The 13,146-nt window shown below is 66.6% G+C and carries 8 protein-coding genes and 1 pseudogene; all 9 read right to left on the reverse strand.

Annotated elements, in window-relative coordinates:
• Nucleotides 1-45 precede the first annotated feature (45 nt).
• The gene (locus AB9O74_RS04900; protein WP_176989971.1) at nucleotides 46-918 is read right to left on the reverse strand and encodes a hypothetical protein; all 873 of its coding nucleotides are present in this window, start codon (nucleotides 916-918) and stop codon (nucleotides 46-48) included.
• 33 nt (nucleotides 919-951) lie between these two features.
• Complete coding sequence (dnaE, locus tag AB9O74_RS04905) at nucleotides 952-4,533, reverse strand: DNA polymerase III subunit alpha (RefSeq protein ID WP_369348641.1); 3,582 nt, start codon at nucleotides 4,531-4,533, stop codon at nucleotides 952-954.
• 162 nt (nucleotides 4,534-4,695) lie between these two features.
• Nucleotides 4,696-5,358: a ribonuclease HII gene (locus tag AB9O74_RS04910; RefSeq protein WP_176989969.1), complete on the reverse strand. Its 663-nt coding sequence runs from the start codon at nucleotides 5,356-5,358 to the stop codon at nucleotides 4,696-4,698.
• A pseudogene (gene lpxB / locus AB9O74_RS04915) lies at nucleotides 5,355-6,527 on the reverse strand (lipid-A-disaccharide synthase); the annotation flags it as partial. The pseudogene lpxB and the gene AB9O74_RS04910, both read right to left, overlap by 4 nt.
• Before the next feature lie 104 nt (nucleotides 6,528-6,631).
• Complete coding sequence (gene lpxA, locus AB9O74_RS04920; protein WP_176989967.1) at nucleotides 6,632-7,423, reverse strand: acyl-ACP--UDP-N-acetylglucosamine O-acyltransferase; 792 nt, start codon at nucleotides 7,421-7,423, stop codon at nucleotides 6,632-6,634.
• 19 nt (nucleotides 7,424-7,442) lie between these two features.
• A complete protein-coding gene (fabZ, locus tag AB9O74_RS04925) occupies nucleotides 7,443-7,898 on the reverse strand; it encodes a 3-hydroxyacyl-ACP dehydratase FabZ (protein ID WP_019184406.1) in 456 nt (151 codons plus the stop codon).
• On the reverse strand, nucleotides 7,895-8,917 hold the full coding sequence (gene lpxD, locus AB9O74_RS04930) for a UDP-3-O-(3-hydroxymyristoyl)glucosamine N-acyltransferase (RefSeq protein ID WP_121041474.1): 1,023 nt from the start codon (nucleotides 8,915-8,917) through the stop codon (nucleotides 7,895-7,897). The genes fabZ and lpxD overlap by 4 nt, the downstream gene beginning before the upstream one ends.
• A gap of 401 nt (nucleotides 8,918-9,318) precedes the next feature.
• Nucleotides 9,319-11,685, reverse strand: a complete 2,367-nt coding sequence (gene bamA / locus AB9O74_RS04935) for an outer membrane protein assembly factor BamA (RefSeq protein ID WP_176989966.1) — start codon at nucleotides 11,683-11,685, stop codon at nucleotides 9,319-9,321.
• Nucleotides 11,686-11,758: 73 nt separating this feature from the next.
• Nucleotides 11,759-13,117, reverse strand: a complete 1,359-nt coding sequence (gene rseP, locus AB9O74_RS04940) for an RIP metalloprotease RseP (RefSeq protein ID WP_369348642.1) — start codon at nucleotides 13,115-13,117, stop codon at nucleotides 11,759-11,761.
• Nucleotides 13,118-13,146: the final 29 nt, after the last annotated feature.

Here is a 13,146-nt window from a genome sequence, read left to right on the forward strand (position 1 = left end):
CTGGAAACCGACGGTAGCGCAGCGGGGCCAAGGGCGCCAGTCAGGTCAGGGGACGACCAGCGCCGCGCTGCCCATCAGCGTGCTGCGGGTCCGCACGAAGGTGTTGTAGCCCTCGTTCGCCTCCTTGGACAGGCCGGAGCCCAGCGTGGCCGTCGCGGCGGTGAACGCCATCTGGGCCTGGAAGGCCTCCTGCTGGAGCTGCAGCTGCGCATCGGCGGTGGTGGCCTGCAGGTAGCGGCTGTACAGCTCGCGCAGCGGGCCGGCATGGGCTTCGAAGGCCGGATCCAGTGCGGGCAGGGCGGTCGGCGCGGCGTCCAGTGTGTAGACGGGGGCCATGTAGCCCTTGGGCTGCTGGCGCGCATAAGCGCCCGGCTGGCCCATGCCTGCTTCGACGTAAGCGATGAAATCCGGGGCGGTGAAGATCTTCGCGTTGATCCGGCCGCCGCTGGCGTCCACGTGGGACACGGTCTGGACCTCGGGGAACGGTTCGCGGACGCCGAAGCTCCAGGCCTGGTCGATGAACAGGTCATGGGTGGCCTGGTATGGCCCTTCGAAGGTCACGCCGCCCAGCGCGATCTGGTTCTTCAGGCTGCCGAAGTGCTGCAGCTTGTCCTCGCCGGTGACGTAGATCTCGTTGGCGATCACGTACTCGGCCAGGGTCGGGTTGATCAACCCGCCCTTGCCGCTGGCGTAGACGATGAAACGCACGTCGCCCAGTTGTTCGGTCTGGAGATGATGTTCACCCGGCTTGAGCTTGACCGGCCGCGAGGCGTGCGCGGCGATCGGCAGTTCATTGCCATCGATGCGCAGGGTCAGTGGCGTGGCGCCCGGGTTGTCGATCTCGAAGGTCTGGGCGGGGCCGGAGCAGCCGGTGATGGCGACGGCTGCACTCAGCAGCACGGCAAAACGCTTGATCAAAACAAAACACCTGTGTTGCAACAGAAAAAAAGATCAGTTCGCCCACGGCGGGCTGTAGCGCACCTTCACCGTGCGCACCGCGGGATCGGCGCGCAGGGCGTCGACCAGTTGGCTGTCCACGCGCACGGCGATCTCGCCGGCAACGTCGAGCATGCCGGCCACCGCGCCCTGCTCCGAACCGAGCAGCAGGTCCAGGCGCAACGGCGTGCGGCCCGGGCGATGCCGGTCGAGCAGGGCGTTGATGCGGTTCCACACCGCGCCGTCCTGGCGCAGGTCCACCCGCAGCGACAGGCGGGTGGCGTAGTTCGCGCAGATGTCTTCGTAATCCCAGACCTGGCGGATGCGCAGCGCGTAGCCGCCGTTGAACTCGTCTTCGCGCAGGCCGCCCTTGACCACCAGGATGCGGTCCTTGGTCATCAGGTGGCCGAACTCGGCCAGGCCATCGGTGAAGGCGCTGCATTCGACGCGGCCCTTGCCGTCTTCGAGCTGCATGAAGATCTGGCTTTCGCCCTTGCGGCGCACGCCGACCACCAGGCCGGCGAGGATCACCGGGGTTTCCTGGCGCCAGGCGCGCTTCTCGCCGTCCTTGCTCGGACGCGCCGGCGGGATCAACTTCTCCAGCTTGCCCAGGTCGGTACCGACCAGTTCCTTGACGTCATCGGCGTAGGGATCGAACGGATGGCCACTGAGGTAGAAGCCCAGCGTTTCGCGCTCGCCTTCCAGCAGCTGGCCCAGCGCCCACTCCTTGGCTTCGGGCAGCTCCAGCTGCATCGCCGTGCTGACCGGATCGGGCGCGCCGAACAGCGAGTTCTGGCCGGAGGCCTTCTCGCGCGCCATCTGGTCCGTGGCCTTGAGGACCTCGGGCAGCTGCAGCATCAGCGAGGCGCGGTTCTTGCCGAGGCCGTCCATCGCGCCGCAGTTGATCATCGCTTCCAGCGTACGGCGGTTGAGCTTGCCGGATTCGGCGCGCATGCAGAAATCCAGCAACGACGCATAACGTCCGCCACGCTGGCGTTCTTCCACGATCGCTTCGCAGGCGCCCTGGCCGACGCCCTTGATCGCGCCCAGGCCGTACACGATGGTGTCGGCGCTGGAGGCTTCGAACATGTACGCCGATTCGTTCACGCGCGGCGGCAGCACGGTCAGGCCGAGGTTGCGCACTTCGGCGAGGAAGCCGACCACCTTGTCGGTGTTGTCCATGTCCGAAGACAGCGTCGCGGCCATGAACTCGGCCGGGTAATGACGCTTGAGCCACGCGGTCTGGTAGCTGACCAGCGCGTAGGCGGCAGCGTGCGACTTGTTGAAGCCGTAGCCGGCGAACTTCTCCATCAGGTCGAAGATCGCGTCGGCCTTGGCTTCGACGACACCGTCCTTGGCCGCGCCTTCGCGGAAGATTTCGCGGTGCTTGGCCATTTCGGCCGGCACCTTCTTGCCCATCGCACGACGCAGCAGATCGGCGCCGCCCAGCGAGTAGCCGCCGACGATCTGCGCCATCTGCATCACCTGCTCCTGGTACACCATGATGCCGTAGGTGTCTTTCAGGATCGCTTCGGTGCGCGGATCGGGGTAGATGATTTCTTCCTGCCCGTGCTTACGCGCGTTGAAGGAGGGAATCAGGTCCATCGGGCCGGGGCGGTACAGCGACACCAGCGCGATGAGGTCTTCGAAGCGGTCGGGGCGCGCGTCTTTCAGCAGGCGGCGCATGCCCGAGGATTCGAACTGGAACACCGCGCCGGTGTTGCCGTTGGCGAAGATGTCCTTGTAGGTGGGCACGTCATCCAGCGGCAGCGCGGTGATGTCCACCGGCGGGATGCCGGCGCGCTCGTGGCGCTTGTTGATCGCCTTGACCGCCCAGTCGATGATGGTCAGCGTGCGCAGGCCGAGGAAGTCGAACTTCACCAGGCCGACTTCTTCGACGTCGTTCTTGTCGAACTGGGTGACCGGGTTGCGGCCGCGGCCGCCTTCGTCGTGTTCGGCGAACAGCGGGCAGAATTCGGCCAGCGGTTCCGGTGCGATCACCACGCCACCGGCGTGCTTGCCGGCGTTGCGGGTGAGGTCTTCGAGCTGGCGTGCCAGGTCGATCAGGTCGCGGACGTCGTCTTCGTTCTGGTAGCGCTGGATCAGCTCCGGCGAGGCCATCTCCGAATCCTTGCCTTCGCCCATCGCATCCTTGAGCGAAATGCCCAGGATGTTGGGGATCAGCTTGGAAACGCCGTCGACCAGGCCGTACGGGAAGCCCAGCACGCGGCCGGAATCGCGCACCACGGCCTTGGCCGCCATGGTGCCGTAGGTGATGATCTGGCTGACGCGGTCGCGTCCGTATTTACGCGCGACGTAGTCGATGACTTCGTCGCGGCGGTCCATGCAGAAGTCGATGTCGAAGTCGGGCATCGACACGCGTTCGGGGTTGAGGAACCGCTCGAACAGCAGGTTGTACGGGATCGGATCCAGATCGGTGATCTGCAGCGCCCAGGCGACCAGCGAGCCGGCACCGGAACCACGGCCGGGACCAATCGGAATGCCCTGGTTCTTCCCCCACTGGATGAAGTCGGCCACGATCAGGAAGTAGCCGGGGAACCCCATCTTGATGATGGTGGCCAGTTCGAATTCGAGGCGCTCGAAATAATCGGCGCGGGTCTTGCCCGGTGCCAGCGGATTCTTTTCGAGGCGTGCTTCCAGGCCCTTGCGCGATTCGCTGCAGATCCAGCTGTCGAGGGTTTCGTCCTCGGGGACCGGATAGTTGGGCAGGAAGTAGGTGCCCAGGCGCATTTCGATGTTGCAGCGTTCGGCCAGCGCGAGCGTGTTGTCGATCGCGTCGGGGATGTCGGCGAACAGCGCGCACATGTCCTCGGCGGACTTGAGGTACTGCTGGTCGCTGTAGTCGCGCGGACGCTTGGGATCGTCCAGCACGCGGCCGGAGGAAATGCAGACGCGCGCTTCGTGCGCGTTGAAGTCTTCCGGCTGCAGGAAGCGCACGTCGTTGCTGGCGATCACCGGCAGGCCGCGCTGGCCGGCGGCCTGCAGGGCGAACTGGTTGAAGGCTTCTTCGCCGTCACGGCCGGTGCGGGTCAGTTCCAGGTGCAGGCCATCGCCGAACACGCGCTGCCAGTCGGCGAGCTGTTGCTCGGCCAGGTCGTGGCGGCCGTCACCGGCTAGGCGGCCGGCGAGGCTGTCACGCCCGGCCAGTGCGAACAGGTTGTGGCAACCGGCTTTGAGCCAGTCCGGGTGGACGGCGACGCCGCCTTCGGGGCGATGGCCTTCCATCCAGGCGCGGGTCAGCAGCCTGGAGAGGCTGAGGTAGCCTTCGCGGTCGCGGCAGAGCAGGGTCATGCGCCAGGGCGTCATGCCTTCTTCGGCGATCATGATGTCGGCGCCCGCGATGGGCTTGATGCCCACGGTTTCGGCGGCTTTGTAGAACTTGACCAGCGCGAACAGGTTGTTGAGGTCCGTCACGGCCAGGGCAGGCAGTTTCAGTTCGACCGCGCGGCTGAGCAGGTTGGCCTGCTTGGCTTTCTTCGGGTCAGCCTGATCCGGCTTCGCCGGGACACGGATGGTCGAATCCGCCAGCGAAAATTCGGTGTGGACGTGGAGATGTACGAAACGGGAAGTGGACATGCCGAACCAATGTGATGCCCGGTCAGGGTAGCCGTGGCGGTGCACGCGAACAAGGCTTGACAGGGGTGTTGCGGGGGCGCGGGTTGGCGGTGGGGTTCAGGTTTCCCGTCGCAGCCGTCATGCGCTGGGGCCGTGCCGGGCTGTGCCCGGCAACAGCATCACTCAGGCGGGAACGCTGCTGCGGTCGGCGTCCAGGCACGCGCGCACGGGGGCGAAGCTGCGGCGGTGCTGGGGGCAGGGGCCGTGGCTGCGCAGGGCCGCGAGGTGGGCGGGGGTGCCGTAGCCCTTGTGCTGGTCGAAGCCGTACTCGGGGTGCGTATCGTGCAGCGACTGCATGAAGCGGTCGCGGCTGACCTTGGCCAGGATCGAAGCGGCCATGATGGCGCGGTCGAGGGCGTCGCCGCCGATCAGCGCCTGGGCCGGGCAGGGCAGGCCCTTGGGGACGACGTTGCCGTCGATGCGGGCGAACTGGGCGACGTGGGCGACGCCTTCGACGGCGCGGCGCATGCCGAGCATCGTGGCCTGGTAGATGTTGAGCGCGTCGATTTCGCCGACGTCCACCATCACCACGTGCCAGGCCAGGGCACGGTCGAGAATCCTGTCGTAGAGCTGGTCGCGGCGGGCGGCGGTGAGCTGCTTGGAGTCGTCCAGGCCGTTGAGGCGCGGGCGGTCGGGGCAGAACACCACGGCGGCGACCGCGACCGGGCCGGCCAGCGGGCCGCGGCCGGCTTCATCGACGCCGGCGACGTAGCGCGGGGCGACGGTGGCCAGGGCAGCGCCGTCGAACAGGGCCAGCGAGGCGGCTGCGGCGTGACGGCGGCTCATGCGGCGCGGTTGCGGTGGGGGCCGCGTTCGAGCAGGTCGGTGACGGCATCGGCGGCGCGTGCGGAGGCATCGCGGCGCAGCTGCAGGTGCAGGCGCTCGTAGGTGCCCTGCAGATCGATCACGCGCTGCGGGTGATCGAACCACTGCAGGATGGCGGCGGCCAGTTTGTCCGGGGTGCAGTCGTGCTGCATCAGTTCCGGGGCAAGGTCCTTGCCGGCCAGGATGTTGGGCAGGGCGAAGCGGTCGACCTTGAGCAGGCCCAGCGCCTTGACGATGCGGTAGGTCAGTTCGGCGACGCGGTAGCCGACCACCATCGGGCGTTTGACCAGCATGGTCTCCAGCGTGGCGGTGCCCGAGGCGAGCACGACCACGTCGGCGGCGATCATCGCGGTACGCGCGTTGCCGTCGAGCAGGTGCGAGTGCGCGACCGGCAGGGCCGAGGCGGAGAGCTGTTCGCTGATCAGCTGGCGGCAGGCGGCGTTGGCGGCCGGGACCACCACGTGCAGGCCGGGGATGCGTTCGGAAACCTGCCAGGCGGCTTCGAAGAACGGTTCGCCGAGCTTGCTGATTTCACCCAGGCGGCTGCCGGGCAGTACCGCCAGCACCTTCGCGTTGGAGGGCAGGCCGAGCTCGGCACGCGCTTCTTCGCGGTCGTTGTGCAGGGGAATGTCATCGGCCATCGGGTGGCCGACGAAGCGGGCATCGACGCCGTGCCTGGCGTAGATCGGCGGTTCCATCGGGAACAGGCACAACACCAGGTCGGCGCTGGCACCGATCTTCTCGGCACGCTTCTCGCGCCAGGCCCAGACCGAGGGGCTGACGTAGTGGACGGTGCGGATGCTGCGGTCCTTCAGCCAGCGCTCCACGCCGAGGTTGAAGTCGGGTGCGTCGATGCCGATGAACACGTCCGGCTGCCACTCCAGTGCGCGCGCGCGGAACTCGCGACGCAGTTTGAGCAGGCGCGGCAGGTGGCGGAGGATTTCGGTCAGCCCCATCACCGCCAGTTCGCTGGCGTCGAACCAGGTCTGGCAGCCGGCGCTGCGCATGGCATCGCCGCCGATGCCGGCGAATTCGGCATGGGGGAAGCGCAGGCGAAGTTCGCGGACCAGGCCGGCACCGAGCAGGTCGCCGGAGGCTTCACCGGCGACCAGGGCGATCCGCACCGGCCGGTCGGAGGTGCGCACGGCCAGCGTCTGTTCGACGCTGGTCGCCATCGCGGCGAGCGGAATGATCTCGGCGGTCGTGATGCCCGGGGTGTGCCCGCCTGGACCCGTCATCGCAGCAGGGGCCTCTCGGCGCTTTCGATGAAGTCCAGCAGGTCCTTCACGTCGGCGCTGTGGGTGGCCTGTTCGGCCAGCTGCACCTTGGCCTCGGCCAGCGGCAGGCCGGCCACGTACAGGGTGCGGTAGGCGCGCTTGATGCTGGCGATGCGCTCGGCATCGAAGCCGCGGCGCTTGAGGCCTTCGCTGTTGATCCCGCGCGGGCGGCCCAGGGTGTCGCTGCCGACCATGGTGAACGGCGGGACGTCGCCGTTGGTCAGAGCACCCATGCCGAGGAAGGCGTGGGCACCGATGCGGCAGAACTGGTGGGCACCGGCGAAGCCGCTGATGATCACGTAGTCGCCGACGGTGACGTGGCCGGCCAGCGTGGTGTTGTTGGAGAACACGCAGTGGTCGCCGACGTGGCAGTCGTGCGCGACGTGGGTGTAGGCCAGCATCCAGTTGTCGTTGCCGACCGTGGTGACGCCGCCGCCACCGACGGTGCCGCGGTTGATGGTGACGAATTCGCGGATGACGTTGTCATCGCCGATCACCAGTTCGGTGCGCTCGCCTTTGTACTTCTTGTCCTGCGGCTCGCCGCCGATCGCGGCATGGCCGATGAAACGATTGTTGCGGCCGATCCGGGTCGGGCCATGGATCGAGCAGTGCGGACCGATCTCGGTGCCGGCACCGATCTCCACGTCCGCGCCGATCAGGCAGAACGCACCCACGCGCACATCCGCAGCCAGCGTCGCCGACGGGTCGATGACCGCGGTGGGGTGGATGAGAGGGGCGTTGTCGCTCATTGCAGTCCTCCTGCCTGGATCATTCGCGGGTGCCGGCGCACAGCACTTCGGCGCAGGCGACGATCTCGCCATCGACCTTGGCCACGCAGTCGTACACCGCCATGTTGCGGATCACGCGCTTGATCTCCACGTGCATCTCCAGCACGTCGCCGGGCACGACCTGCTTGCTGAAGCGGGCCTTGTCGACCTTGACCATGTAGAACAGCTTGGACTGCGCATCGCGGCCCAGGGTGAGCTGGGTCAGCACGCCGCCGGCCTGCGCCATGGCTTCGATGATCAGCACGCCGGGCATGATCGGCTGGCCCGGGAAGTGGCCCTGGAAGAACGGCTCGTTGATGCTGACGTTCTTGGTGGCGACGATCTTCCGGTTCTCGAAATCGAGCGAGATCACCTTGTCCACCAGCAGGAACGGATAGCGGTGCGGGATCAACTGCTGGATCTGGTTGATGTCCGGCAGATTCTGGTTGTTGCTCATTCCTTCTCCTTGCTCACAGACAGGATGCGCCGGGCGAGCGCATCGAGCTGCTTGAAGCGCGCGGCGTTTTTACGCCACGTGCGGTTGTCGGTCAGTGGGGTACCGGAGGAGTACTCGCCCGGCTCGTGAATGGAGTTGCGCACCACCGACTTGCCGGTGATGACGACCTTGTCGCAGATTTCCAGGTGGCCGACGACGCCGACGGCACCGCCGAGCAGGCAGTAGCGGCCGATCTTGGCGCTGCCGGCGATGCCGGTGCAGCCGGCGATGGCCGAGTGGGCGCCGATCTGTACGTTGTGGGCGACCTGCACGAGGTTGTCCAGGCGCACGTCGTTCTCGAGGACGGTATCTTCCAGCGCGCCACGGTCGACGCAGGTGTTGGCGCCGATCTCGCAGTCGTCGCCGATGCGCACGCCGCCGAGCTGGGGCACTTTGATCCAGTGGCCGGCATCCATGGCCAGGCCGAACCCGTCGGCGCCGAGCACGGCGCCGGGATGGATGCGCACGCGCTTGCCGAGCTTGACGCGGGTGACCAGGGTCACGCGGGCGATCAGTTCGCAGCCGTTTTCCAGGGTGCAGTCTTCACCGATGATGCTGCCGGGGCCGACGATGCAGTTCTCGCCGACGACGCTGCGGGCGCCGATGGTCACGAACGGGCCGATGTGGGCGCTGGCGGCGACCTGTGCGTCCGGATCGATGCAGGCGCTGGGGTGGATGCCCGGGGCGCGCGGCGGTGCGATGTCGAACAGGGCGGCGATCTTGGCGAACGTGGTGTACGGGTCCTTGGCGACCAGGGCGGCGCCCGGCGCGGCCTCGGCATCCTCGGCGCGCAGCACGACGATCGCGGCCTGGCTGTCGGCCAGCTGCGCGCGGTAGCGCGGGTTGGCCAGGAAGGTGAGCTGGCCGGGGCCGGCATGGGCGAGCGTAGCCACGCCATGGATGGCAGTGCTGCCATCACCATGGACCTGCAGGCCAAACTGCTCGGCGAGTTGCTGGGCGGTATAGGTAGGAGTGTTCACCGGGGGAGTTTACCGTGTGCTGCCGAAACGGTCATGCGGGGCGGGGGCTTTGGGGTGTCTTGGTCGGTTTGCTGCGGCGTGGCGCATCCGGGGCTACCCGCCACGACCCCCGACGGTTCAACGCGCGCGCGGCAGGGTAGTGCCGGCCGCTGGCCGGCTCGCATTGATCCCGGACGTTCGTGCCGACCAACGGTCGGCACCTACCCGAAGCTAAAACCTTTCCCCCGATCGGTCCCAACCCCAAAACGAAAACGCCGGGCAAAGCCCGGCGAATGCGTACCGCGTCTGGTGGAGAGCCCCCTTCTTGTTGAAGGGGGCGCGCCGACAGGCGCGGGGTTAAGGAGGCAGGACAGGCCCCGAGGTTTGCGACGCAAACCTTGGGTACGTTTGGTGGTCAATTCTCAGAATTGGCCGCCAAACGTAAATTGCAGGCGCTCGACTTCGTCGCCATCTTCCTTCTTGAGCGGGAAGGCGTAGCTGATCGAGATCGGGCCGACCGGGGCGCGCCACAGCAGGGCCACACCGGTGGACACGCGCAGCTCGTTGGCCTTGAAGTTGTCCACGCCGGTGTAGACGTTGCCGAAGTCCACGAAGGCCGAGATGCGGGCCGACGGGCTGTCGAACAGGCGCGGGAAGTAGGCTTCGACCGAACCGACGGTCTTCAGCGAGCCACCCAGCGGCTGGCCGCGGTTGTAGCTCAGGGTCGGTTCCGAACGCGGGCCGAGGGTGTTGTCCTCGAAACCACGTACCGAGTTGGTACCACCGGCGTAGAAGTTCTCGTAGAACGGCAGGCCCGTCGCGGTGACCACGCGGGTGCTGCCATCCGGGTTGGTGATCACGCGGGTGGTGTCATTGCCGTAGCTGTCGCCGTAGCCGACTTCGGCGCGGGTGTTGATGACCAGCTGCGGGATGATCGGCCAGTACTTGGAGAACTGGTAGTTCAGCTTGTAGTACTCGACGGTCGAACCCGGCAGCGTGGTTTCCAGGCCGACGCGCTGGTAGGTACCGCGGGTCGGCATGAAGTAGTCGTTGCGGGTGTCGCGCGCCCAGCCCAGCTCGGTGCGCCACGAATGGAACGTGCGCTGGCCGATGGCGTCGATGTAATCGATGATCGCCTGCGGGGTCGAGCCCTGGTAGGTGGTGATCTGGTTGCTGTCGATGCCCACCATCAGCGAGACGGTGTCGTTCTCGGTGATCGGCACGCCGAACACCACCTGCGCGGCACCGTTGGTGCTGTTGTACTGCGCGGTGTTGAAGTCGGAGTAATCCAGTTCGCGCCAGGACAGGTTGTAGCCTAGCGAGACGCCGTCATCGGTGAAGTACGGGTTGGTGTAGGAGAAGCCGTAACGCTGCAGGTAGCTGCTGCGCGACGCTTCGACCGACACGCGGTTGCCGCCGCCGAGGAAGTTGTTCTGCGACAGCTGCACCGAAGTGGTCATGCCGTAGGACTGCGAGTAGCCCAGGCCGAACACGAAGCTGCCCGAGGTGGTTTCCTTGACGTTGTAGACCACGTCGACCTGGTCGTTGCTGCCGGTGACCGGCGGCGTTTCCACGTCCACCGATTCGAAGTAGCCCAGGCGCTGCAGACGGATCTTGGAACGGTCGATCGCGGCCTGCGAGTACCAGCTGTTCTCGAACTGGCGCATTTCACGACGCAGCACTTCGTCCGAGGTGCGGGTGTTGCCCTTGAAGGTGATGCGGCGCACCGACACGCGCGGGCCGGGAACGACCTGCATGTTGATGGCCACCGTGCGGTCGGCACGGTTGCTGGTCGGGATCGGGTTCACCTTGGCGAACGCGTAGCCGATGTTGGACAGCGAATTGGTGATCTGGTCCGAGCTGAATTCCAGCAGCGCACGCGAGAACGTGTCGCCGGACTTCTGGATCACCATGCGCTCGACATCTTCCTGCGGGAGGATGGTGTCGCCGGTGACCTTGATCTCTGAGATCTTGTACTGCTCACCCTCGGTCACGCCGGCGGTGATGAACATGTCGCGCTTGTCGGGACTGATCGAGACCTGGGTGGAGTCGATGCTGAAGTCCACGTAGCCGCGGTCCAGGTACCAGCCGTTGAGCTTTTCCAGGTCGCCGGACAGCTTTTCCTTGGAGTACTGGTCATCGCGGCGGTACCACGAAGCCCAGTTGTGCTCCTTGGATTCCCAGGTTTCCAGGATGTCCTTGGCCGGGAACTTCTCGGTGCCGACCAGGTTGACGTGCTGGATCTTGGCGGCCTTGCCTTCCTTGATCGCGATGGCGATGTCGACGCGGTTGCGGTCCAGCGGGCTCACCGTCGGGGTGATGTCCACGTTGTACTTGCCACGGTCGTTGTACTGGCGGCGCAGTTCCTGGGTCACGCGGTCCAGGCTCAGGCGATCGAAGGTGCCGCCCTCGGTCAGGCCGATGTCGCTCAGGCCCTTGAGCAGCTGGTCGCTCTTGATGTCCTTGTTGCCGGTGACGGTCAACTTGTTGATCGCCGGGCGTTCCTTGACCGTGACCACGAGGATGTCGCCCTGGCGGTTGAGCTGGACGTCTTCGAAGAAGCCGGTCTTGTACAGCGCACGGATGGTTTCACCGACCTTGTTGTCGGTGATGGTGTCGCCACGTTCCACCGGCAGGTAGGTGAACACGGTACCGGAGGTGATGCGCTGCAGACCATCCACGCGGATGTCGCTGACGGTGAAGGGCTCGGCTGCCTGCGCCAGGGCGGGCGCGCCGAAACCGGCAACGAGTGCGAGGGCCAGCAGGCGGCGATTGGGGAGTCGCGTCATGTCACGTCCGGTTGGAGTCGATTTCAACATTGCGGGATGCCGGCGCATAAGACGACGACAAAAGGAAAAAAGTTCATCGCGGGACCAGGCCGAGGATGTCGTTGTAGAACGCCAATCCCATCAGCCCGGCCAGCAGCGCCAGGCCCACATACTGCCCGGCAGCCATGGCGCGCTCGCTCAGCGGGCTGCCCTTGACCAACTCGATAAGGTAATACAGCAGGTGCCCGCCGTCCAAGATGGGGATGGGCAACAGGTTGATGATGCACAGGCTCAGCGACAGCAGGGCCAGGAAATACAGGAACCAGTCCAGGCCGCGTTTGGCCGAGACATTGGCGACCCGGGCAATGGTGACCGGCCCGGAGATGTTCTGCAGCGAGGCGTTGCCGGTGACGATGCGGCGCATCATGCCCAGCGAATCGCCCGCCATCCGGGCGGTTTCACGCAGGGCCACCGGGACCGCCGCAAACGGCCCGAACTTGAGTTCGGCGTCATACGCCGGGGCATGGCTCTCGGGGAAGCCGATGCCGATCTGCCAGGTGGGCTGGCCGCGGCCGTCCACGCCCTGGCGGGGGGTTATCTCCAGCGCCAGCCGCTCGCCGCCGCGCAGGACGTCGATCATGCCGGGGCCGCCGCGCTGGCCCAGCGCGGCGATCTGCGCCGGGACCTGGTCGGCGCCTTCGATGCGCTGGCCGTCCACGGCCACGATCAGGTCGCCCGGCAGCAGCACGCCTTGGGCGGCCGCCTCGGGCAGGACCTTGTCGACCAGCGCCGGCTGCAGCCAGAACTGCCAGCTCAGCCCGGTCAGCTGGGGAACACGGCGTTCATCGAAGCCGGCCGGCAGCTGCGAGAGGGGCAGGGTGCGGGTCTGCACCTGGTCCAGGCCGTCCAGGACCTCGACCTTGGCATCGTGACGATCCATCGCCGCGGTGGTCAGCGCCATGCTGGCTTCACCGGCGGTGGCCACGCTGCGGCCATCCACCTTGACCACGCGGTCGCCCGACTGCAGCCCGGCGATCTGGGCCATGCCCGTGGTACGGCCGATGGTGGCCGAATAATCCTGCTTGCCGATCACGAACATCGCCCAGAGCAGGGCGATGCACAGGATCAGGTTGGCGGCCGGACCCGCGGCGACCACCGCGATCCGCTGCCACACGGTCTTGTGGTTGAAGGCCTGGCCGCGCTCGGCCGGGTGTACCTCGACCTCGCGTTCATCGAGCATCTTCACGTAGCCGCCCAGCGGGATGGCGGCGATCGCGAATTCGGTGCCGGCGCGGTTGCGGCGCGACCACAGCGGCTTGCCGAAACCGACAGAGAAGCGCAGCACCTTGATCCCGCAACGGCGGGCGACCCAGTAATGACCGAACTCGTGGAAGGTCACCAGCAGGCCAAGGCTGACGATCATCCACCAGACGGATCCGATGAAATCACCCATGGTGATCAGCACTGTAAGAGGGCGTGTGG

Source organism: Stenotrophomonas sp. JAG2 (assembly GCF_041080745.1).
Classification (GTDB): domain Bacteria; phylum Pseudomonadota; class Gammaproteobacteria; order Xanthomonadales; family Xanthomonadaceae; genus Stenotrophomonas; species Stenotrophomonas maltophilia_AA.

Coding starts and splice junctions, on each gene's coding strand:
- dnaE (WP_369348641.1), bottom strand. CDS start 4,533: ATGTCCACTTCCCGTTTCGTACATCTCCACGTCCACACCGAATTTTCG.
- AB9O74_RS04910 (WP_176989969.1), bottom strand. CDS start 5,358: ATGAGCCGCCGTCACGCCGCAGCCGCCTCGCTGGCCCTGTTCGACGGC.
- lpxA (WP_176989967.1), bottom strand. CDS start 7,423: ATGAGCGACAACGCCCCTCTCATCCACCCCACCGCGGTCATCGACCCG.
- fabZ (WP_019184406.1), bottom strand. CDS start 7,898: ATGAGCAACAACCAGAATCTGCCGGACATCAACCAGATCCAGCAGTTG.
- bamA (WP_176989966.1), bottom strand. CDS start 11,685: ATGACGCGACTCCCCAATCGCCGCCTGCTGGCCCTCGCACTCGTTGCC.
- rseP (WP_369348642.1), bottom strand. CDS start 13,117: ATGGGTGATTTCATCGGATCCGTCTGGTGGATGATCGTCAGCCTTGGC.